Annotated in this window: 16 protein-coding genes; 6 read left to right on the plus strand and 10 right to left on the minus strand. The window is 72.0% G+C overall.

From position 1 onward, the window contains the following. Positions 1-69 precede the first annotated feature (69 nt). Complete coding sequence (locus CUC05_RS15465) at positions 70-690, minus strand: DM13 domain-containing protein (RefSeq protein WP_108667027.1); 621 nt, start codon at positions 688-690, stop codon at positions 70-72. Positions 691-818: 128 nt separating this feature from the next. Between CUC05_RS15465 and CUC05_RS15470 the strand changes: the two genes are divergently transcribed. Together CUC05_RS15470 and CUC05_RS15475 are read left to right on the plus strand one after the other, a co-directional pair. Next, positions 819-1466 (plus strand): DUF4191 domain-containing protein, encoded by a 648-nt coding sequence (locus tag CUC05_RS15470; RefSeq protein ID WP_108667028.1) that lies wholly within the window; start codon positions 819-821, stop codon positions 1464-1466. 9 nt (positions 1467-1475) lie between these two features. Next, the gene (locus CUC05_RS15475) at positions 1476-1922 is read left to right on the plus strand and encodes a redoxin domain-containing protein (protein WP_108667029.1); all 447 of its coding nucleotides are present in this window, start codon (positions 1476-1478) and stop codon (positions 1920-1922) included. Between the two features lie 79 nt (positions 1923-2001). Here the strand turns inward: CUC05_RS15475 and CUC05_RS24760 are convergent, their stop codons facing one another. Then, on the minus strand, positions 2002-3402 hold the full coding sequence (locus CUC05_RS24760) for a cell wall-binding repeat-containing protein (RefSeq protein WP_170128026.1): 1401 nt from the start codon (positions 3400-3402) through the stop codon (positions 2002-2004). Between the two features lie 197 nt (positions 3403-3599). Here CUC05_RS24760 and CUC05_RS15495 point away from each other — a divergent pair, with 197 nt between their 5' ends. After that, complete coding sequence (locus tag CUC05_RS15495; RefSeq protein WP_170128027.1) at positions 3600-5213, plus strand: DEAD/DEAH box helicase; 1614 nt, start codon at positions 3600-3602, stop codon at positions 5211-5213. Positions 5214-5391: 178 nt separating this feature from the next. On the opposite strand, the gene CUC05_RS15500 is transcribed toward CUC05_RS15495, so the two are convergent. Continuing rightward, the gene (locus CUC05_RS15500) at positions 5392-6975 is read right to left on the minus strand and encodes a cell wall-binding repeat-containing protein (protein ID WP_108667031.1); all 1584 of its coding nucleotides are present in this window, start codon (positions 6973-6975) and stop codon (positions 5392-5394) included. Between the two features lie 233 nt (positions 6976-7208). Here CUC05_RS15500 and CUC05_RS15505 point away from each other — a divergent pair, with 233 nt between their 5' ends. Further along, entirely contained in the window at positions 7209-8057 is an 849-nt protein-coding gene (locus CUC05_RS15505; RefSeq protein ID WP_108667032.1) for an SDR family oxidoreductase, read from the plus strand. Here CUC05_RS15505 and CUC05_RS15510 read toward each other — a convergent pair. From CUC05_RS15510 to CUC05_RS15530, 5 genes are all read right to left on the minus strand, one after another. Next, the gene (locus tag CUC05_RS15510; RefSeq protein ID WP_108667033.1) at positions 8054-8353 is read right to left on the minus strand and encodes a PspC domain-containing protein; all 300 of its coding nucleotides are present in this window, start codon (positions 8351-8353) and stop codon (positions 8054-8056) included. The genes CUC05_RS15505 and CUC05_RS15510 overlap by 4 nt on opposite strands. 131 nt (positions 8354-8484) lie before the next feature. Beyond that, on the minus strand, positions 8485-11187 hold the full coding sequence (locus CUC05_RS15515; protein WP_108667034.1) for an ATP-dependent helicase: 2703 nt from the start codon (positions 11185-11187) through the stop codon (positions 8485-8487). Continuing rightward, positions 11184-12191, minus strand: coding sequence for a hypothetical protein (locus tag CUC05_RS15520; protein ID WP_108667035.1), 1008 nt, complete (start codon positions 12189-12191; stop codon positions 11184-11186). The genes CUC05_RS15515 and CUC05_RS15520 overlap by 4 nt, the downstream gene beginning before the upstream one ends. A gap of 1 nt (position 12192) precedes the next feature. Beyond that, on the minus strand, positions 12193-14607 hold the full coding sequence (locus tag CUC05_RS15525; RefSeq protein WP_108667036.1) for an AAA family ATPase: 2415 nt from the start codon (positions 14605-14607) through the stop codon (positions 12193-12195). Between the two features lie 41 nt (positions 14608-14648). Then, positions 14649-15824, minus strand: coding sequence for an exonuclease SbcCD subunit D (locus CUC05_RS15530; protein ID WP_157965620.1), 1176 nt, complete (start codon positions 15822-15824; stop codon positions 14649-14651). A 210-nt stretch (positions 15825-16034) separates the two neighbouring features. Here CUC05_RS15530 and CUC05_RS15535 point away from each other — a divergent pair, with 210 nt between their 5' ends. Continuing rightward, positions 16035-18395 carry a cell wall-binding repeat-containing protein gene (locus tag CUC05_RS15535; protein ID WP_108667038.1) on the plus strand — a complete coding sequence of 787 codons (2361 nt, stop codon included), beginning with the start codon at positions 16035-16037 and terminating at the stop codon, positions 18393-18395. A 140-nt stretch (positions 18396-18535) separates the two neighbouring features. Here the strand turns inward: CUC05_RS15535 and CUC05_RS25135 are convergent, their stop codons facing one another. Further along, complete coding sequence (locus CUC05_RS25135) at positions 18536-20266, minus strand: ATP-binding protein (RefSeq protein ID WP_170128028.1); 1731 nt, start codon at positions 20264-20266, stop codon at positions 18536-18538. A 64-nt stretch (positions 20267-20330) separates the two neighbouring features. On the opposite strand from CUC05_RS25135, the gene CUC05_RS15545 reads away from it, so the two are divergent. After that, positions 20331-21779 (plus strand): HsdM family class I SAM-dependent methyltransferase, encoded by a 1449-nt coding sequence (locus CUC05_RS15545; RefSeq protein WP_170128029.1) that lies wholly within the window; start codon positions 20331-20333, stop codon positions 21777-21779. A gap of 203 nt (positions 21780-21982) precedes the next feature. On the opposite strand, the gene CUC05_RS15550 is transcribed toward CUC05_RS15545, so the two are convergent. Continuing rightward, complete coding sequence (locus CUC05_RS15550; protein WP_108667041.1) at positions 21983-22675, minus strand: GNAT family N-acetyltransferase; 693 nt, start codon at positions 22673-22675, stop codon at positions 21983-21985. Positions 22676-22721 lie beyond the last annotated feature (46 nt).

A 22721-nucleotide genomic window follows, 5' to 3' on the forward strand; every position in this document is an offset into this window, starting at 1 on the left:
GGCGGACGTGGAGGCGTTGTGATTCATACTACACCAGTCCTACGACCATGGTGGTAATCCCGCCCCGGCTCAGCCGAGCGCGGCGGTGGCGAAGGTCACCTGGAACGGCTGGCACCAGATCACGACCGCCAGCTCCTGGCCAAGGTCCAGGTCGTCGGGCACGTCGTAGTTCTGGTTGCCGACGTTGCCCTTGAGGCTGCCGAGGTCCACCGCGTCGGCGTTGATCTGGGGCGTGCCGTCGACGACGGGGGCCAGGTAGACGTGCAGGTCGGGCCCGTTGGTGACCTCGAAGTCCTCCAGCCGCAGCACGCGGCTTCCGTCGGCCAGCTCGTAGACCGTGGCCGACCCCGACCCCTGATGCACGCTGTCCGCCCCGACGAAGGACCCGTTGACGATCGCCGTGGGCTCGCCGTCCGGCATGTCCTCGACCTCCTCGACGGTCTCGGCGGCCGCGGCCTCCATCTCGGCCTCGACGTCCTCCTGGGTCATGTCGTCGGGCACGACGGCCCCGTCGGAGAGGGGGAAGGCCTCGCCGACGGCGTCCGCTCCTGACTCCGCGGTGACGTCGCCACCGGGGAAGGCCTCGTCGACGACCTCGTCGACGAAGTAGGGACGGATCAGGTAGAAGGCGACGGCCAGCACGACGACGACCACCGCGGCGATGCCTGCTCGGATGACGGGCTTGCTCATGGGTTCCTGCCTCGCTCGGATCGGTTGCTCGGGGATGGGGGATGCGTGGCTGGCGACAACCGGCTCGCACGTCTGGATCCTCCCGGCACGGCTAGCATGCGGGACACCGTAAGGAGTTCGAAAGAGCCATGAACCAGATCAAGCAGATCATCCAGACGTTCAACGTCACCCGCCAGCACGACCCGAGCGTCGTGCCCGCCGTTGCGCTCGGGGCCGGTGGGGCGCTGGTGCTCTGCCTGGTGCTGGGCTTCGTCCTCGGCCCGTTGCTGCTGTGGATCCCCCTGGCCCTCTTCGCCATGGTCGCCACGGCGCTGATCATCCTGGGTCGCAAGGCGCAGGCAGCCAGCCTGGCGGCGATCGAGGGACAGGCCGGTGCCGCTGCCGCCGTGCTGCAGTCGATGCGTGGCGCGTGGGAGGTCACCCCGGCGGTGGCGTTCAACCGGCGCGAGGACATGATCCACCTGGCGGTCGGCCCGCCCGGTGTCGTGCTGGTCGCCGAGGGCACCTCCCCTGCCCGGGTGAAGCAGCTGATGGCCAAGGAACGTCGCCGCTTCGAGCGTGCCGCCGGTGAGGTCCCCGTGACCGAGGTCCTGGTCGGCGACGGTGAGGACCAGGTCGAGCTCAAGAAGCTGGCCTTCCACATGGCGAAGCTGCCGCGGGCGATCAAGCCCAAGGAGGTCGGGCCGCTGAACCGCAAGCTCAGCGCGCTGAAGGCGTCCGCACCGCCCATGCCGAAGGGCCCCCAGATGCGACGCGCACCCAAGAAGTACCGCTAGGAGCACGTGATGAGGGACCGTCGGGCACCGTCGTTGTCGGGCCTCGACGGGTGGCTGCAGTCACCGCCGCGGAGCCTGGCGCAGCACCGGGGGCGGGTCGTGCTGGTCTGGTTCTTCTCGTTGTCCGCACCGGGGTGCACGGCGATGGTGCCCGGCTTGCGGGCGCTGTGGGAGGAGCACCGCGGCGACCTCGACGTGATCGGCGTGCACGCCCCCGACTACGCCGAGGACGCCGACCCCCAGCGCATCGCGCTCGGCATCGCCCGGGCCGGGGTGCCCTGGCCGGTGGCGATGGACCACCGCAGGACCGTGTTCACCCGGTGGCACGGCGATCGGTCACGACAGGGCTGGCCCAGCACCCATGTGGTGGACCAGCGCGGCCGCGTGGTGGCCATCCACGACGGCGATGACGTGGCGGCCATCCGCACGACGGTCGAGGCGTTGCTGGCCACCTGAGCAGGCGCCGACCACGGTCACCGCTCGGGGGCTCGAGTCACCGGGCAGCCCACGGACCGCCCGGTGGCCGGCGCGATGATCAGGTGCCGGGCGGGGGCACGCAGGGGAAGGGCGCCGGGAAGAGGCACTCCTCCTCTGCGGGAGGGTCCTCGCCGTCGGCAGGCGGGTCCTCCTCGTCGGCGGGCGGGTCCTCCTCGTCGTCGGCGGGCGGGTCCTCCTCGCCGTCGCCACCGGTGATGATGTCGATGATGTCGCCGACCGGCAGCGGCGTCATGCCGAGCAGGTCCTGCACCTCGGTCAGCGCACCGAGCAGCAGCAGGGCCGCGGCCTCGCAGGCGAGCAGGTTGACGAAGGAGGTGCAGATGACCGGGGCACCGCCGAGGTCGGCCAGCGTGTCGGGCAGCCCCTGCACGAGGTAGGCGATGGTCTCCGTCGGGAGGATCAAGCCGTCGGTGAGCAGGATCGGGCCGTTGTAGAGCCCGCCGTTGGCCGCGGCGGCGAAGCCGGGCACCCAGACGTCGTCGCGGCCGTCGACCTCCGCGAGCAGCAGGCGGTCGAAGTCGGAGACCGACAGGTAGCCGCGTGCGGCGGCGACCGCGACGGCGGTGGCGAACCGGTTGACGCCGGCCACCCGCTCGACGGTGATCCCGAGGCCCTCGAGCTGTGTGACGACGGCGGGCGAGATGGCCTCCTCACCACCGATGACGGTCACCGTGGTGATGTCGGCACCCTCGAGGTAGGTCCGCAGCGTCGGGGTCAGGACCTCGGTCTGGGTCAGGAGGATCGGGATGCGGTCCTCCGCGGCCCAGGGCCCCACGGAGAGGCTGTCGACGTAGGCCTGTGCGTCGTCCCCGCCATCTCCCGGGTAGGCCCGGGCCACGATGGCACTGGTCGCGTCGGGCATCAGGCCGGCGGCCACCTCGACGGCGGTCTCGATGCGGGTGGGGCCACCGAGGCGGTCGACCCGCAGGTCGAGCCCCTCCAGCTGGGCCACCACGTCATCGGATATGGCGGAGGTGTTGCCGAGGACCACGACCTGGGTGACGCCGAGCCGCTGGAGCTCCTCGACCACGCGAGGGTCCAGCTCGTCCTCTGCGGTGACCAGCAACGGCGCCTGGAGGACGCCCTGGGCCCCACCGCTGGACAGCGAGTCGGGGAAGATGGTCGACCGGCTGATCATCGCCACGGGCGACATGCCGTCGGGGAAGGTCGCCTTGGACAGGTTGATGGCGGCCTCGACCCCGTCGTTGCCGAGCAGCTGCACGGCGTTGTCCAGCGGGATGTCGCCGATGGCCCCGACCACGCCGTCCTCGACCTGGTCGATGATGTCGGTGAGCGGGTCCTCCAGCTCCGGGGGCAGGTCCGGGATGGGGATCTGGCCGACGACGTCACCGATCTGAGCGCTGGCCGCTCCCACGGGGCCGAGCACGGTGACGGACAGGACGAGGAGGATGCTGAGCGCGCGGAGGACTGGCTTCATCCTGGGGCCCCTTCGGGTCGTGGTGGACTGCGACGGACTGATACCCCGCCGATGATGGAGTGACGCACGTACACGACGACGTGGCAATGGTCCCTCCTGACTGGTCAACGGCCGGTGACCCCTGGACGAACATCCACAGCCGACCGGTGCGGTCGGTTGGGAAGGACTCTCGGGGATGGCATCCTTGCCCATCCGCTGTGCCTGCACTGATGCTCCGCCCCTGGCAACGACGCGCCCTCGACGCGCTCGCTGACCACCCGCACCCCGATTTCCTCGCCGTGGCCACGCCAGGGGCGGGAAAGACGACGTTCGCGCTCGTGGCGATGATCCGTGAGCTCAGCCGTCAACCCGGCCCGGCCGTCGTCGTCGCACCGACCGCGCACCTCAAGATCCAGTGGGCGGAGGCGGCAGCACGTCTGGGCCTGCACCTGGACCCGTCGTGGAGCGCCGGGCAGCCGTTCAGCCCCGACATGCACGGCATCGTCACGACCTACCAGCAGGTGGCGTCGGCGGCCGTCGACCTGGCCCAGCGTGTCGCCCACGGGGTGGTCGTGCTCGACGAGGTCCACCACGCCGGCGACGACCGTGCCTGGGGGGACTCCGTCGCCACGGCCTTCCAGTTCACCCGGCGACGCATCGCCCTGTCGGGCACGCCGTTCCGGTCCGACACCCAGGCCATCCCGTTCGTCCGCTACGACTTCGACGAGGCACAGCCCGACGTCGAGTACGGCTACGGCGACGCCCTGGCCGACGGCGTCGTCCGGCCCGTCTACTTCCCCCGGATCGACGGGGACATGGAGTGGGTGTCGGCCGACGGCTCGCACCACCAGGCCTCCTTCGGCGATGCGCTGGACCGGACCCTGACCGCCCAGCGGCTGCGCACGGCGCTGTCGTTGCACGGCGAGTGGCTGCCGTCGGTGCTGGTGCGGGCCAACAGCGCCCTGATGAAGGTCCGTCGGACCCACCCGGACGCGGGCGGGCTGGTCATCGCCATCGACACCGAACACGCCTCGGGCATCGTCCGGCTGCTGCGCGAGCGGTGCGGCATCCGTGCCGTCGTGGCGACCTCCGACGACCCCGACGCGTCGGACCGGATCGCCAGGTTCGCGCAGTCCGCCGACCCGTGGATCGTGGCCGTGCGGATGGTGTCGGAAGGTGTGGACATCCCCCGACTGCGTGTGGGGGTGTGGGCCACGACGACGGCCACCGAGCTGTTCTTCCGCCAGGCCGTCGGTCGCCTCGTGCGCGTCACCCCCGACACCCGCGGTGCCCGGTCGATGATGTTCCTGCCCGACGACCCCCGGTTGCGCGCCCACAGCATGGGCATTTCCGAGGCGCGTCGTCACCTGCTGAAGCGCAAGGAGGAACAGGAGGACGATCCGCTCGCCGACCCGCTCGAGGCGATGATGGTGGAGGAGGGCGAGCAGATCTCGCTGTTCCAGGCCGTCGCCGCGACCGCGTCGGACAACGGCCCGTCGGAGGAACCCGAGTGGTTCACCGCCGATCCGTTCCCGGCGGCCGACCAGGAGGGCGTGCCCCTCACGCTGTTCCCCCCGCCCACGGTCGGCGGGCACATCCCGACCTTCGAGGCAGACGGCACGCCGACCCAGGTGATGCACGTCACCAAGGCCACCCTACGCAAGCGCAACGCCGACCTGGTCCGGCTGCTGGTCCGGCGGGCCAACATGGACCACAAGGCCGTCAACCTGGAGCTCAACCGGATGTCGGGCATCACCCGCATCTCCGAGGCCACCGCCGCGCAGCTCGAGCAACGCCTCGAGGCCGGCGAGAAGTGGTTGACCCGCCTCTAGCCGGTGGTCACCGGCACGATCGGGGCCCAACCCACCCCCGCGTGGTCACCGGCACGATCGGGGGCCAACCCGCCCGTCCCGACGTCCCCCGGACGAACCACAGCCCGGTACCGACGGGGGGTGCGGTACCGGGCTGCGGCTGTGCTGACGTTACGCCTGTGCGATGGACTCCGTGTGGTTAGTTGCCGCCACCGAGCACGCCGCCGACGACATCGGTGACCGGGTCGAGCCCGCCGGCACCGCCGCCGGTGACGCCGTCGACCGCGCCGAGCGGGTCGCCCAGCAGGCCCTCGACGTCCGGCAGCTCGACGCCGGTGACCTGCTCGATGACGTCGAGGAGGTCGCCGACCAGCGGCAGGTCGGTCAGGTCCAGGTCCAGCAGGTCGACCGCGTCCAGCAGGTCACCCAGGAGCAGCAGGCCGGCGGCCTCGCAGGCGATCGGGCTGACGAAGCTGGCGCACACGGTGGCCGGGCCGCCGTCGGTCAGGTTGGCCTCCAGGCCCTCGGTGATGAACGACATCGTCTCGGCCGGCAGGACGTCACCGGCGGTCAGCAGGACCGGGGCCCGGTGGGTGGCGCCGTGGGCGGCGCTGGCGAAGCCGGGGGCCCACACGTCGTTGCGGGAGGAGGTGCCCTCGGCGAGGATCAGCCGGTCGGCGTCACCGGAGTTGGCGAAGCCGCGCTCGTTGGCGACGGCCACGGCGGTGGCGTAGCGGTTGGAGCCCGAGACACGACGGGTGGTGATGCCCAGCGCCTCGACGGCCTGCTGCGTGGCGCCCGACACCGCGGTCTCGCCGCCGATGATGACGACCTCGGTGATCGCGGAGTCGGTCAGGTAGCTGGCCACGGACGGGGTGAGGGTGTCGGTCTGGGTCAGGAGGACGGGCCAGTCGTTCTCGGCGGCCCACGGGCTGACGGCGAGGAGGTCGGCGTAGGCCTGGGAGTCGTCACCGTCGGCGGAGTACGCGCGGGTCAGGACGGCCGTGGTGGCGTTCGGCGCGGTCTCCGCGGCGGCCAGGGTTGCGGTCTCGACTCGGCTGGGGCCGCCGACGCGGGTCACGTCGAGGCCGGCGATCTGCAGCTTCTGGACGACGAGCGGGTTGATGGCGGAGTCGGCCCCGAGGATGACGAGGCGCTCGACACCGAGGCGAACGAGCTCGCGGGCGGTGCGGCTGTCGAGGTCACTGGAGCCGGTGAGCAGCAGCGGAGCGTCGAAGATCCCCTGCAGGGCGCCGGTGGTCAGCGCGTCGGCGAAGACGTCGTCACGGGCGATGATCGCGGTGTCGGAGCTGTCGTAGGTCGCCTGGCTGAAGGCGATGGAGGCGTCGACGGCGTCCTCGCCCTGGAGTGCCAGCAGGTTCGGCAGGATCACGTCGGCAAGGACGTCGGTGATGATCCCGTCGAGCTGGTCGATGATGCCGGTGACGGTGTCGAGGATCGGGTCTGCCGGGTCCAGGATCGGGCCGAGGCCGTCGAGGATGTCGGTCAGGTCGTCCAGGATGCCGGTCGGGTCATCGATCACGTCGGTCGGGTCGGTGGGCAGGTCCGGCAGGCCGGGCACGAGCGGGTCGACGACGTCCTCGATCGGATCCAGGACCGGGTCCAGCGGGTCGAGGACCGGGTCCAGCGGGTCGAGGACGGGATCCACGATCGGATCGACGATGGGCAGGTCGGGGATGATGGGGAGCTGGGCCGACACCGGCCCGGCGATCAGGGCAGCGCCGAGGACACCGGCGAGGAGAGACAAGCGGGAACGCGTCATGTACGGGCACACCTTCAGGGGATCTTGAGTGACTGCGGACCACGCAGCCGACCGTCGCCGACCGCGTGTCACCCCATGGTGTTGGAGCCGCACGTAGAGTCATATCCTCACTTCCGACCATCTTTGGGGGGCCTGAACGGACTAGTCACCGCTCCTGGACGTCCCTCTGCGGTTGGGTCGCGGGCGGGTCGTCGTGCGATCCTCCACCGCAGCCGAGGACGAGGAGCAACGTCATGAGCAAGCTGCAGGACCGCACCGTGCTGATCACGGGTGGAGGGTCGGGGATCGGTCGTCAGATGGCGCAGGTGTTCGCGGCCCGTGGCGCGACGATCGTCATCTGGGACATCGACCTCGAGGCCGCCCGGACCGTGACCAAGGACCTCGAGGCCAGCTCCGGCGGTGTCCACCACGCCTTCCGCGTGGACGTGTCGGACCGGGAGATGGTTGCGCGCACCGCTGAGGAGGTGCGTGACTCGGTGGGCGCGGTCGACGTCGTGGTGAACAACGCCGGCATCGTGGCCGGCAACCGTCCCCTCACCGAGACCAGCGAGGAGGAGATCGAGCGGACGTTCGCCGTCAACACGCTCTCGTTGTTCTGGGTCACCAAGGCCTTCCTCGGCGACATGGTGGCGCGCAACGACGGCCACGTCGTGACGATCGCCTCGGCGAGCGGCCTGCTCGGGGTGTCGCGAATGGTCGAGTACGCGTCCTCAAAGCACGCAGCGGTCGGCTTCGACGAGTCCCTGCGCATGGAGCTCGCCGAGGTGGCGCCCGGGGTGAGGACCACCGTCGTCAACCCCTTCTTCATCGACACCGGCATGTTCGAGGGGGTGCGCAGCCGGGTGCCCTTCCTGTTGCCGATCCTGGCCGAGGCCGAGGTGGCCAAGGCGGTGGTGACCGCCGTCGAGCGCAACCGCCAGGTCGTGAACCTGCCGCGGATCGTCGGCCTGCTGTCCCCGATGCGGATCCTGCCGGTGAAGGCGTTCGACGCGGCCATCGGCCTGCTCGGGGTCAACGACACCATGAAGACCTTCCACGGCCGGGCCCCGCGCCCGACGCCGGTCGACGCCGCGACGGACTAGGCGCCGCTGGGGTCGGTCGGCGCGGACCAGTCGGTGCCGGAACCGGTCGAGGAGGGGTCGGCCGACGGGTACTGCACGGGCTGGGCCGCGAACGCCTCCTCGTCGGTGGGCAGCACGATCCAGGCGATGAAGTAGGCGAGGAACTGCGGACCGGGCAGGAGGACCGACAGCGCCGCGATCAGGCGGACGGTGGTCGGGTCCCACCCCATCGACTCGGCGATGCCGCCGCAGACGCCGGCGATCCTCTTGTCGCGGGTGGAGCGGTACAGGCGGGTGGGGGCGGTGGCAGTGCTCACGGGTGGTTCTCCTGGCGGCTGATCGAGCGGGTGCGCCGCAGGACTGCGACGACATCGATCACGCTAGGCCCGAGGCCGGGGCCGGTCTGCTGGGGTTCTCCCCCACTGTCCCCTGTCAGGGGTCGCCCGGATCAAGGGCTGGCGAGCGTGCCGAGGGTGCCGTCCACACGGACCTCGCTGCCGTACTTCAGCCGCAGCAGCGACCCCCTGGCGGTGCGGATCAGCGCGCCCTCCTCGGTGACCGATTCGATCGTCCCGGCCAGCCCGCCGGGTGCCTTCACCTCCAGGCCGACCGAGGCCCGGAAGCGGGGCGCGGAGGTCGTGGCCCTTCCCGGCGTGCGGGCTGGTGTGCGGGCCTTCCGGGTGGTCACCGCCCCCGCGGACGGTCGCGGCGCGGCGGATCGTCCGACCAACGCCGGCTTGCCCTCCATCTCGGCGACGAAGCGCGAGGTCCCGGTCGTGGGTGCGACCACGACGAGCTGCTGGCTGGCCCGGGTGATGGCGACGTGGAAGACCCGCCGTTCCTCCTCCAGCTCGGCGGCACCGGTTGCCAGCCGGTGGGGGGAGATGCCCTCGGCCGCACCGACCACGATGACCTTCGGCCACTCGAGGCCCTTGACGCTGTGGATGGTCGACAGGGTGATGGCCGGTCCGTCGGGGTCGGGCTGGGCCACGACCTCGCGCAGGAACTCCGGGAAGCGGGCCGCCTCGGTGCAGTGGTCGGCCACCTGGATCAGGGCCTGCAGGTCATCGATGTGGGACGCCCCGGCCGCACCACCCCCGGCCACGGCATGGTGGTCCAACGACTCGGCGACGTCGCCGAGGCCGACGACATCGGTGATGTAGCGCAGGACCTCGGCGGTGGGCTGGCGCAGCGCCCGACGGCGCAGCACCTCGATGTCACGGACGAAGTCCTGCAGCGCCCGTCGTGGTCCACCACCGTCGAGCCCGTCGACGAACCGGCCGAGGGACTCCACGGTCCATGTCCGGCGTCGCAGCGGATCCTTCAGCGAACCCGGGATCGGCCTGAGCGGCCGGTGGAGGACCTCCGCGAGGTCCTCGCCGGACAGGTGGTCGTCGCAGGCCAGCCGCAGGTAGGCCAGCGCTGCGCGCACGCCGGTGCGGGCGAGCAACCATTCCCCGATCGGGCTCCGGCAGGCGATCCCGCGCGTCGACAGCTCGGCCTGGGTCCCGAGCAGCGCCACGCGGACCCTCGCGAGGACGGCGATGTCGGTGGGGTCGACGTCGTCGTCGAGCCACCCCTGGACGGTCTCGCCGACGGTCCGCGCCTCGGCGTGCCGGTCCAGCCGGTGCACGGTCACCGGGGTGTCGGCGGCGCCCTCCCGGGGTCGGATCTCCTTGTCGAGGCGAACCCTGTTGTTGCCCAGCAGCTGCACGGCCCCCTCGACGACGGGGGCGGGGCAGCGGTAGTTGACGGTCAGCGGGTGGTCCGTCGCGCCAGGGAACAGCGTGTCGAAGTGCAGCAGGTAGGAGGGCGTGGCTCCGGCGTGGCCGTAGATGACCTGGTCGTCGTCGCCCACCCCGAAGCACTGCAGCTGGGGGCTGGCGAGCAGGCGGATGTACAGCAGGTAGGCCGGGGTGAGGTCCTGGAACTCGTCGACCAGCACCTGGCCGACGCGGGCCTGCTCGGCGGCGCGAACCGCCGGGTCGGTCAGCAGCAGCTCGATCGCCCGGTGCACCATCTCGGGGAAGTCCACGGCGTTGCGGCGGGCGAGCTGCGCCCGGTAGGCGAGGAACACCTCGGCCAGCCCCTCGACCTCGTCGTGGTCCTCCTCGACCTCCTCCGGGTCGACCATGGCGATGCGGACCCGCTCGAGCGCATCGATCCATGCCTGCATCGGGTCGACGTTGGCGCGGCGCGGGACCTCGACGAGGCCGGAGAGGATGCGGCGGACGTCGCGGTCCCCGAGCACCTCGACGTCGCCGAGGTGGCGGCGCAGCAGCCCGAGGGCATGTGCGTGGACCGTGGCCACGCGCGCACCCGGGACGGGGCAGCGTTCGCGCAGCTCGGCGGCCGCCTTGGTGTTGTAGGCCAAGACCAGCACCGACTCGGCGGGGACGCCGCGGACACCCAGCACCTCCTGGATGCGGGCGCTCAGCACCCGGGTCTTCCCCGACCCGGCCGGCGCGGCGACCCGGACCGCCCCGCCGGGGGCGGTGACGGCCGCAGCCTGGTCGGGGGCGAGGCCTCGAGTCGGGTCCAGGGGGCGGTTGGTCGGCAGGGCCATGCGTCCGGCTTCGGTGTCGTCGCGGTGCAGCACGACGGCGTCGAGGTCGAGCGGTTCGCGGGGCCCGCCGTCGATCCATGCCGGCCTGCCGTCGGGCAGCGTCACGTCGGCCTGGCCCCCCGCCGTCAACGAGGGCAGGGCGCGGGTGGCCTTGACGGTGTGCCACCAGGTCGGCTCGTCGCCGCGACAGTCGACGGTGTTGGCCCACACCAGGTAGGCCAGCCGATCGAGGGCGAAGAGGAAGCGGGGGTCGTGACGGTGGACCGGCTCGGTGGACCTCGTCGGTGCCTGCAGCGCCCGGGGGTCGACCGCCAGCTCGACGACGTAGGGCTGCCGGGTGACCCAGAGGCGGTGCAGCCGGTCGACCGTGGCTCCCGGATCGGCCACCACACGGTCGTCGACGACGACGCGTGGGGCGTCACCGACCCATGCGGGCGGGCTCTGGCCGGGCCGGACGATGGCCCCCCGGCCGAGCAGCGCCGGAGCGGCCACCGTGGGCCGGTCGACGGCCCGGTGCAGGACGGGCCGGGACGGTGCATGGCTGGGCGCGCCGCCGGGTTCGGCGGCTGGGGCAGGACCGGTCACGACGGGTTGCTCTCCGCCGCCCGGGACGCGAGCAACGGACGGACCACGGCGGGGCGCCCGAGCAGGCGCCGCAGCTCGCGTTCGAGGCTGCGGATCGGCATCAGGTTCTGGGGAGCGCGGGGGTCGACGTGGGGTTCGGAGGCGAAGGGCGGCAGGGTCGCGGCCACCCGGTCGGCGAACGCGCTCGTGGCGCCCATGGTGGTGTCCGGCCCGACCGACAGCTCGATGCGGGCGACGCAGGACCCCGGGTCGGCGACGGCCGGGGGCAAGGGGTCGGACAGGGCCAGGTAGAAGGACAACCGTCGGCGCTGGGCGTCGGTGGTGAACAGGGGTGTGCGTTCACCACGTCGCAGCTGCCGCTGGATGCCCTGCAACGACTCGGGCAGGTAGACCCGATGGGCGCGCTTGGCCAGGCCGACAGCGGCAAGGGGTCGGGAGCGGGCGTGCAGGAGCCCGTCGTAGACGGTCAGCACGTCCCTCCCGTCGGGTGCGGGGAGGACTCCGATGCGATCCTCGAGGCGTCGGCGCGCGAGGCCCAGCCGTTCGCGGAGCGCCATCGGGTCGGGGTCGCGGATGACGTCGGCGGCGTCCCCCTCCTCCACCGGCGTCTCCGGCGCCTGTGGCCGCCAGGTCAGGTTGCCGGCGATGATCGGACCAAGGCTGCGGGCGTCGGAGAACACCCCACGTTCGAGGACGACCCGGTCGAGCACGGCGCCGTCGGCGCTGCAGCTGACAACCCCCGCGGCCCACGACGCGACGAGCCCCGGGAGCGGCCGGTCGCGGTCGGGGTCGTTGATCCAGATGACGGCGTCGCTGGCCTGCACCCCGTCGATGAACCGGACCGTCTCGAACGGCGGCGTGTCGGCGTGCGGGGTGATCGGCGCCCAGTCGTGGGCAGGCGCCTCGACCTCGACGTCGACCGCATCGACCGCATCGACGTCCATCGGCTCGGGTTCGTAGGGGAAGGCGTAGTCCGACTGCCAGCTGTCCAGCCTGAAGCGCATGTCAGAGGTCCACCCGTTCGATGCGGCTGCCGCTGGCGGTCCGGTGGACCACGAACCGGGTCGGCAGGCGCTCGGCCATCTCTGCGACGTGCGTGACGACACCCACCGTCCGGTCGCCAGCGCCGAGCTGCTCGATGGCACCCGCCGCGATGTCAAGCGTCTCGGGGTCCAGCGCGCCGAACCCCTCGTCGATGAACAACGACTCCAGCGCCACCTGTCCGCTGGCGGACACGGCGATCTGCTCGGCGAGGGACAGGGCGAGCGCAAGGGAGGCGAGGAACGTCTCGCCGCCGGAGAGGGTACGGACGCTCCGCGGGGCACCGGCGCTGGCCAGGTCGGCGACGGCGATCGAGCCGTTCCTGCCGTCGAGCACCAGCTCGTAGCGACCGCTGGAGAGGGCACGCAGCTGCGTCGACGCACCAGCGACGAGCGCCCGGGTTGCCTCGTCGAGCAGCCAGCGCTGGAACTGGTCGGTCCGCAGCAGACGGGCGAGCTCACCACCGACCGCAGCCTGTTCACGGGCGTCGGCCTCGTCGGCGCGCAGGTTGTCGGCGAGCTCCAGCATCGTGGTCAGCCGGTCGCGTTCGGCGGCCAGGTCGGCCCGCCGCTGGACCGCCCGGTCACGCGGGTCCCCGGTGCCCTCGGGGATACCGGCGTCACGGCAGGCCTGCTCCATGCGGGCACGAAGGGCCGATCCCTCGACCTTGGCGGACTCCACGGCCTGCTCGGCCTCGGTCGCCTCCTCCCTGCGGGCCGGCAGCTCGGCGACGGCCCATTCGTGCAGGGCCGTCCAGTCGACCACGACGTCGCCGTCCAGCGCCGGTGGGTCGAGCTCGGCGACGGACAGCCGCAGCCGGTCGAGTGTGCCGGACAGCCCCTTGCCCTGGTCGGTCAGCTTGGTCCGATCCCTCGTCGCCCGCTCGAGGTCGCTGCGAGCCTCCGCCACGGTGCGACGCAGTCCGGCGAGCTGCTGCTCGACCTTCCGCGCCGTCTCGATCCGCTCGCGGGCCTCCGCCTCCGACGGCTTGCCGTCCAGCTGGGCGCGGTGGGCGGCGAGCCGGTCCTCCGCCGCCTTCAGGGCCGTCTCGGCCGCGGCGATGTCCTTGGTCGCCCGGGCGTGTTGCCCCTCCAGCGTGCCGACCGCTCGGTTGGCCTCGGTCATCCGGGTCGCGGCGGCCTGCAGGACGTCCTGCCCGGCGGCCGCGCCCCCAGCGAACGCCGGGGCGTCCTCGGCCAGCGTCGCCGCGCAGACGGGGCAGTCGTCGCCGGGAGCCAACCCGTCGACGGCCTGGACCGCCGCATGGTCCCGGTGCGCGGCCCGCTGGGCGGCCGCGGCCGCCTCGACCTCGCTCCGGGCACGGCCCAGCGCGGTCTCGACACGCGCAAGCTCGGCCCGGGAGTCGGCCAGCGTGGTCGTGGCCGTCTCGACCGCGGCGGTGCGCTCGGGGGTGCGCTGGTGCAACGCCACGACGGTGGACAGCTGCTCGGTCTCCGACGCCGACGGCAGGTCCGACTCGGCCTTCGCGAGGTCCGCTTCGGCGGCGGCGACCGCTGCGGTGGCCTTCTCCACGGCGAGGTCGGCGATGGACAGCCGTTCGCCGTGTTCGCGGACGGCCTCGGGCGGTTCGCCGATCGCGGCCAGCCGCGCGACCCGGTCGGTGGCCCGCCTGGCGACCTCGGCGGCGTCGCGGAACCGGTCACGGATGTCCTGCAGCGTCTCGGTGTCCGCGGCGAGGTCGGCGACGAGCGTGTCCAGCGACTGCACCTGGGCGGCGAGGGCGGCAACGCGTTCGGCGTCGACCCGGCCGAGCTGGGCCAGCTGGTGGCTGGTCTGCTCGGCGCGTTCCTGGGCGCTGCGGGCGTGGGAGCCGGCACGTTGCTTGACGCGGTCGTAGATGCCGACGCCGAGCAGCCGGGACAGCAGGGCCTGCCGTTCGGCCGGCTGGGCCCGCAGGACGCGGGCGAACTCGCCCTGCGGCAGGACGACGGCCCGGGTGAACTCGTTGAAGGTCAGCCCGACGAGCCGTTCGACCTCGACGGTGACGTCGTCGGCGGTGCCGGCCAGGACGGCGACGACTGCCCCGTCGTCGTTGAGCTGCTCGAGCGCCGCTTCGAGGGTGCTGGCGCCGGTCTTGGTGCGACGCACGGTGCGGACGGCACGGTAGGGCCGTCCCCGGACGGTGAAGGTCAGCCCGACGGTGCACTCGTTGGCGTTGGTGGAGATGGCGGGTGCGATCTCGTTGGCGTGCAGCCGCGGGATCCGTCCGTACAGCGCCAGGGTCATGGCGTCGATGACCGACGACTTGCCGGCACCGGTGGGGCCGACGAGCGCGAACAACGACACGTCGTCGAATCCGAGGACCACCCGTTCCCGGAAGGCGGTCAGGCCCTCGATGATCAGCTCACGCGGCTGCACGGGGACCCCCCTCGCGTGCGGTCGTGGACGGCCAAGTCGGGTCAGGCGGCGGCATGGCTGCCCTCCTCGAGTCCGAGCTCGTCCTCGAGCAGCTCGGCGAACAACGCCGGGATCCGCTCGTCCTCGACCTGCCGTTCCTCGAGGAACGCGGCGAACAGCTCCTGCGGCGGGCGGCCGATGCGTTCGGTGGCATCGACCCGGAGGTCATCGGCACGTGTGTCGAGCCGGACGTCGACCACGTGTTCACCGAGCCGGTCGCGCACGGTGTCGGCCACGCCGGCCGGGACGGCACCGGTCAGCAGGACGCGAAGCCACGGGTCGTCGTCCGGGACGTCGATCGCCATGACCTCCTCCAGCGTCCCCCTGAACGTGCGCAGCGGCCGGCCAGCGACCAGCGGCACCTCCTCGACCCGGACCGGCTTGCCGGAATCGAGCTCGGCGATGGTGGCCGAGCAGGGCTTGTCGGACTCGCCGAAGTCCATCATCAGCGGCGCACCGGCGTACCGAACGGGAGGCGCCGACCCGACCTGCTGGGCCACGTGCAGGTGCCCGAGGGCGACGTAGTCCAGCACCTGCGGGAACGCCCGGGGGTCGACGCAGTAGCGCTCGATGGTGTGGGCCTCGCGCTCGCCCCCGCCCCTGAGGCCACCGAACGCGGTGACGTGGCCGACGAGGACGTTCAGCTCGGTCGGGTCCATGTCGCGGCACAACCCCTCGGTGAAGCGGGTGTACAGCCCGGCGTACTGGGCGCCGTACTCGCCGTCGGCCTTGTCGCCGTCGAGCAGGTCGGCCGCGCGCACGGCGGCACGGTGGTGCAGGAACGGCAGCATGGCGACGTTGACGGGCGTGCCGTCTGCCGCCTCGACACGGACGACCCCCCCGTCGTCGGGGCGGCGCATCGACCCGACGGCGTGGATGGCGTTGGCTGCCAGGAGCTGGCGGACCGCTTCGAGCCGGCGGGGGTTGTCGTGGTTGCCCGCGATGGCCACGACCGGGGCGACGGCGGCCAGGTCCTGCATGGCCTTCCACACGATCTGCTCGGCCTCGGGCGACGGGGCCTGCACGTCGAACTGGTCCCCGGCGACGATGACCAGGTCGACCTCGCGTCGTGTGGCGACGTCCACGATCTCGGCGAGGACCGCACGATGTTCGTCGGCGCGGGACCGCCCCCTGATGGTGCGACCCACGTGCCAGTCGGCCGTGTGGAGGATCTTCATGCCAACACGGTAGGGCGTGGGTGCGACATCGCCGCTGACCGTCCGGCGACCGATGGTCGGGCGTCGGCAGGTCGACACGGGGTCGACCAATTCGATGAATCACGTTCATGAAAGCTTCACGGGCTGTACGGTCCGAATGGCGTTCACACCGCGCCGGTGAACCCGGCAGCCCTGGCGGACACGGTGGGCGGACTGACGGAGGGTCAAGGCATGGTCAACGAAACCCGAAGGCCGCGAGCGCTGAGCGTGCTCGCCATGCTCGCGATGACGGCTGCGTTGCTGGTCGTCGTCCCGGCGCTGACGAGCGCCCAGACACCACCCGATCGACGCCTCGCCAACACCACCGACCCGGTGCAGGCGTCCATCGACATCTCCACTGAGTTCTTCACCGCCAACGACACGCGTGTGAGCAGCATCATCGTCGGTCGCTCCGACGTCTTCGCCGACAACCTCGGCGGCTCGTCGCTGGCCGGCGTGCTCGGCATGGGCCCGCTGCTGCTGAACCCGACGACGATGCTGGACAGCCGCATCCAAGCGGAGATCACCCGCGTCCTCCCTGCCCCACGTCCCTGCGCCGGCGCGGGCGACCGTGGCCAGGTCATCCTCCTCGGCGGCGTCGCCGCCCTGTCGCAGCAGGTGGAGAACTCCATCCGCGCGCTCGGGTACTGCACGACCCGCTTGGCCGGCGCCGGACGCGTCGAGACGTCCGTCGAGATCGCCAGGCTGTTCACGCCGACGTTGACCAGCCCCCGCACCATCTTCCTGGCCCGCGACAACAACCCCGCGGACTCCGCGGCCGCCGGTGGCCTCGCCGCGCGCCGCGGCGTGCCGATCCTCGTCAACCCGGTCGCGACCCTCCATCCCGCGATCGAGCAGTTCATCCGTGACTTCCAGATCACCAACGTGGTGCTGCTCGGCGGGACCGCCGCCCTGTCGCAGGACGTCGAGAACCGACTGAACGCGCTGGGTGCGACCGTGAGCCGGCTGGCGGGCGCGACGCGAGACGACACCTCTGCGGTGATCGCCCGCGAGTTCACCAACCCGACGCCGACCACGGTCGGCCTGGTCAACGGGTTCAACGACGACGGCTGGACCTACTCCCTGACCGCCGGCGCGGTCGGTGCACGGGAGAACCTCCCGGTTGTCTACGTCAACACCACCGGCGTCGGCACGCCCGTCGGCAGCTACCTCTGCGACACCGCACCCGGCGAGATCATCAGCGTCGGTCCGACCGCGGCCATCCCCTCGACGACCAGCGACGCCGCACGAACCCAGGCGAACTGCGCCGGGACGCCTCCGCCCCCGCCGCCCACGTGCACCGCGTTCACGCCGGTGCCCACCGTGATCCACGCCGAGGACTTCACCGTCCCCGCAGGCTTCAACGCCATCAACCGGATCGTCCAGCTGCACGCCGGTGACGTGGTGACCATCACGGCCAGCACGAACAACGGCCAGGACCCGTTCCTGCTGCTGGAGGACCCGGCCGGCAACAACATCGCGACCAACGACGACGTCGCCCCCGGCGACGTGACGGCCCAGATCAGCCTGCAGGTCCGTCGGACCGGCGGATACCTGATCGAGACGACCGACCTCAACGGTCAGTCCAACGACGTGTCCCTCCTCGTCGAGTCGGCGCCCGGCCCCGGCGCGATCGAGCTCGCCAACGAGGTCCGGACCATCGCGCCCAACGCGACCCAGGACCTGTCGTTCCCGGTCACACGTGGCGAACGGCTGCGGGTCAACGTGCTCAACCTGTCCACTGTCGACCCGGTCGTGGACATCCTCGACCCGAACGCGGCGCTGCTGGCCACTGATGACGACAGCGGGTTCGAGCTCGAGTCCCTCGTCTCCACACCCATCTTCGATGACGGAACCCACGTGGTGTCGGTCAGCGACCTCACCCAGGCCGGCGGTTGTGTCCAGGTCGTGGTGCACGTCTACCCGACGCTTCTGGCCGCGTTCTCCTCGCGCGTGCTGACCCTCCCCCCGAACGCGAACGGCCCGATCGGCGACGCCGTCGACCTGCTCCCCAGCGAGCGCGTCACGTTCGTCTCGTTCGACCAGAACGGGACGACCGACCCCACGATCGAGCTCCTCGACCCGGCCAACAACTCTGTCGGCTTCGATGACGACGGCGGCGGGTTCCCCAACTCGTTGCTCCAGCTGATCCTCAACACCGACGGACTGCACATGGTGGAGTTCGGCAACCTGACCCCGAACACCGGCTCGGCGCTCACCGAGATGTTGGTCGAACACCGACCCGGTGCGTTCAACGTCATCATCGACTCCGTCACCCTGACGGGCGTCACGCCGACCAGCCGCACCGTCGAGCTGCGGGCCGGCGAGCTCTTCGTGCTGGACACGACCGCGGACGACCAGGACGCCGTCGACACCATCGTCGACATCTTCGACCCCAACGGCAACCTCGTCAGCAATGACGACGACAGCGGATTCTTCCTCGACTCGAGGAACGTGCTGCAGGTGCTCCAGACCGGCACCTACCGGATCGACGTCCGTGACCTGAACGGCAACGGCGGCGGCGTGTCGCTGACCGGGTCCGTCCTGTCGTGACCCACCGGCCGCCCGGCACCCCCGCCGGGCGGTCCCACGGCCTCGACGGGAGCCGCCCGTCGGACCGAACACCCCGTTGGACCGACACCTCGACGCCCGGACAGTGTCCGGGCGTCGCTCGTCGGCGGCTTCGGTCCGGGTCAGCCGCGGGTGAAGATGTCGCTGTCGAAGGGGTCCTCGTCGCCGTCGAGGGTGACGTCGTAGGCGACCTCCTCGGCGCGGGTCGCCCAGGCCGGCATCGGGAAGTTGACGACCAGCGGCGCCGGTACGCGGGGCTGCTTGAGGATCATCGTGCCCGGGTTGATCAGCATCGCCCGGTCGCGCTGGCTCTCGGGCATCCAGCGGTACTCGTTCTTGGTGCCCTCCGCCGGGTCGAGGCGGCCGACCACCTTGATGGCGGCGTTGGACACGATCGCTTCGTCGACCGCCGACGCGGTCTGCTGGGCGCCGATCAGGATCATGCCGAGCGACCGGCCGCGCTCGGCGATCTCGGTCAGCGTCGACTTGATGGGGCTGTTGCCCTGCCGCGGGGCGTACTTGTTCAGCTCGTCGAGCACGACGAACAGCAGCGGGTCGCGGGTGCCACGGGCTTCCTTGGCCTGGAACTCCTGCTGCAGCAGCGCACCGACCACGAAGCGCTGGGCCCGGCCCGACAGCGGGGTGAGGTCGACGACGTTGACCTGCTCGTCGGAGTCCATGACCTTGACGCGATGGGACCGCCATCCCTCCTGGTCGCCGCGGATCAGATGGGCGACGTGGTCCGCCGCGGAGTCCAGACGGCGCATGAACGCCCCGATCGACCCGGACGTGGCGAAGCGGCCGACCCACTGCGGGTCCTCGTCCTCGCAGTAGTCACGGATGATCCGGACGAGGTCGGCGAAGGTGGTGGCCTGCTCGACCCCGATCTGCACTCCGCCCTGCTGCAGCGGCGTGGCGTGCCGTTCGAGCGCGATCGCGACGTTGCGGGCGACCGCGGTGTACTGCTGCCGTTCGTCGTCGGTGTCGGCGAACAGGAGGCTGAGCATGCCCTCGGCACAGAAGTCCGCCAGCGACCACCAGTACCCGCGCACCTTGTCCTTGCGGGCGCTGGAGGGCATCGGCGAGACCGCCCCCTTGACGGGCGGCGACCAGAACGCGACGGACCCGAACGGTTCGGCCGGCAGGCCGACCTCGGCCCAGCGGGCCCGCTGCTCGACGGTCAGCCGGGCGTTGGGCTGGTCGAGGTACAGCAGGTCCTGGCCCTTGACGTTGAAGATCAGCGCCCGCGCGTGCTTGGCGCTCTTGCCGAGGACCGTCGACCCCCGGTGGAACAGCGCGTGCAGCAGGAACGTCGCGTAGCTGGTCTTGGTGGCCACGCCGGAGACACCGGAGATGTTGACGTGGGCGCCGCTGGTGCCGTCGAGGAAGTCCGCGTCGACGTACACGGGCCCGCCGGCCCGGTGCAGGCCGGCGGCGAGGCGCCTGCCCGGCTCGATCTTGTCGAGGAACATGGCCCGGTCGCGCTTGATCCCCGCGACCTTGCGGACCTCGTTGCCGGGGACGGGTGGCAGGAACACCTCCGGCTCGAGTCGGGTGGTCAGCACGGTGGCGACCTCCGACGTGCGGCCGTACATCACGCCCGCGGAGACCTTCTCGACGTCGGAGTGGTACTCGACCCCCTCGTGGAACCCGCGGACCTGTGTGACGACGCCGTAGATGTCGATCGCCCCCTGACCGGGGACGGGACGGGTCACCGACACGATGTCGTCGAGCTGCAGGAACTGGTCGGCGGCGACGTGGACCTGGAACTCCAGCGGGGTTGCGGCCTCGGTGCCGATCACCCGGCCGGCGACGGGCATGTCGTCTGGGCTGTCGAGGGGCGAGGTGGTCATGTGTTCACAATACGGAGGACGTGTGACATCAGCGACGACCCGCCCCGACGGAGGTGACCTGCCAGTGGCCGACCCGTTCGCGCTCGGAGTCGCCTTCGAGCAGGCGCAGGACCCCGACGACCGGACCCGCCGGGGGGCGTGGTTCACACCCGCACCCGTGGCCCGCCTGCTGGTCGACCGGGCCCTCGCGGCATGGGCGGGCAGCCGTCCGCCCCGGGTCGTGCTGGACCCGTCGGTCGGTGGCGGGGCGTTCCTCCTCGCCGCCCACGAACGGCTTCCCGATGCGCGGCTCGTCGGCATCGACATCGACGCCGGAGCCGTCGCCGTGACCCGCGAGGCCCTCGCGCGGGCCGGCGCCACCGACGTGGCGCTCGTGCACGGCGACGGGCTGGACCCCTCCTCCTGTCCCGAGGAGGTCGACCTGGTCGTCGGCAACCCGCCGTTCCTGTCGCAGCTGCGGGCGGCGACCACCCGTGGCGAGGACCGTCGTGCGCGGCTGCGTGGCTGGTACGGCGAGGCGGCCGAGGGCTACGTCGACGAGGCCGGCCTGTTCGTGCTGGCGGTCAGCCGGCTGCTCGCGCCCGACGGCGTCGCGGTGCTGGTCGTGCCCGAGGCGCTGCTGGCCACCGAGTCGGCGGGGCGGGTGCGCGAGGAGGTGTCGACGCACTGCGCCGTCGACGTGGTCTGGCGCGACACCGAGGGCGCGTTCCCCGGCGTGCCGACGTGTGCCCTCCAGCTGCGACGGCAGGGACCGGGATGGACGGGACCGCCGGGATCGCCGGGGTCGGGCACGGCGTCGTGGGCGTCGTTGCTGGCCGACGACGTCCCGGCGGTGGTCGACCCCGTGGTCGGGGCGACGCGGACCGTCGGGGACGTGGCGACGGCGACCGCCGACTTCCGGGAGGCCTACTACCTGGTCGCCGAGCACGTCCGGGAGGCCCGGCCCGGTCACGACGACCCCCGCCTCACCCCCGTCGGCCTGATCGACCCCGCCCACCATCGTTGGGGGGCCGCCGCGGTCCGGTTCGCCAAGCAGCGCTGGGACCGGCCGGTCGCCGTCGGGCTGCCCCCGGCGTTCCTGGCCGCTCGGCTGGGCACCAAGCTGCTGGTCGCCACCCAGACGAAGGTGCTGGAGGCGCTGGTGGACACCGAGGGGGACATGCTGCCAACCACCCCGGCCATCACCGTGCGGACCGACCGGCCGTGGCACGTCGGGGCGGCGTTGACCAGCCCGCTGCTGACGGCGCTCGCCGCCCGTCGCCATGCCGGTGCCGCACGGACGAGGACGGCGCTGAAGCTGAGCGCCGCCCAGGTCCTCGCCCTGCCGCTGCCCGCCGACGGGCCTGCCTGGGACGACGCGGCCGATGCGTTCCGGGCCGCGCACGGGGCGTCCGCCGTGGCCGACCGGACTCAGCTGCTCCGACGCTGCGGGGAGTCGATGTGGTCGGCCTTCGACCTTGAGGCCGATCCGGTCGCGTCCGGTTGGTGGGCCCAGCGCCTGCCACGCCGCTGACCGACCTGCCCACCTAGGCCGTCCCCGCTCCTTGACCGTCTCGTGCACTCCCGCGGCCGTCCCGCGGCTGACCGTCTCGTGCACTTCAGCGTCTGACGCGGCCGAGGTGCACAACCGACCGCCGGCCTCGTGCACCTCCAACGTCCAGCCGGCGAAGGTGAACAATTCGGTGGAGGGGTGGGCCAGCGGGCCGGCGGCAGGCGTCAGCCGGGCTGGCCACCCCAGAGGCCGTGCAGGCGCCAACCGCGGTCGGGGAAGCCGGCGGAGACCGCCACCCTGGCGCTGGCGGTGTTGGTGGGGTCGTGCAGGTACGTGGGAACGGCACCCTCGGCGAGGATCCTGCGGGCCGCGGTCACGACCAGCCGTCGGGCCAACCCGCGACCCCGTGCCGCGGGCGTCGTGCCGACGGCGATCTCGTGGCCGAAGTCGTCGTGCACCTTGCGGCCCACCCCGGCGAGGTAGGCCCCGCGCGCGTCGAAGGTCGCCAGCACACCACCGTTGAAGGGGTGCAGCCACTCCGGCAGCCGGGGATCCCGGGCGTCGACCCAGGTGCCGAGCGGCTCCAGCGGGGCGGGGGCGGTCGACCAGCGGAAGATCGCGTGGCCGAACGCCGCGCCGGGCCGGTCGAGGATCTCCCCGAGTCGGCGGCCGAGGTCCTGCCGGGGAACTCGATGGTCGAACAGCGCGGGATCGAGGACACGTCGGACCTCGTCCTCGGTACCCGGCGGCACCCCCACGACCGTGCGCACTCCATCCGAGAGGCCGCGCAGGGGGGACACCCGACCGTCCCAGTCGGGCTCGGTCCGGCGGTCGGTGCCGATGATGCGCAGGCCGGGATCGTCCGCGGGCCACTCCCCCAGCCAACGGCGGAGGTGTTCGGTGAGAGGGTCAGCCACGACCCGGCAGCATGCCACGTGTGGCAGCGCGCGCACGTCCGGGCAC

It is taken from the genome of Euzebya rosea, assembly GCF_003073135.1.
GTDB classification, from domain to species: Bacteria; Actinomycetota; Nitriliruptoria; order Euzebyales; family Euzebyaceae; genus Euzebya; species Euzebya rosea.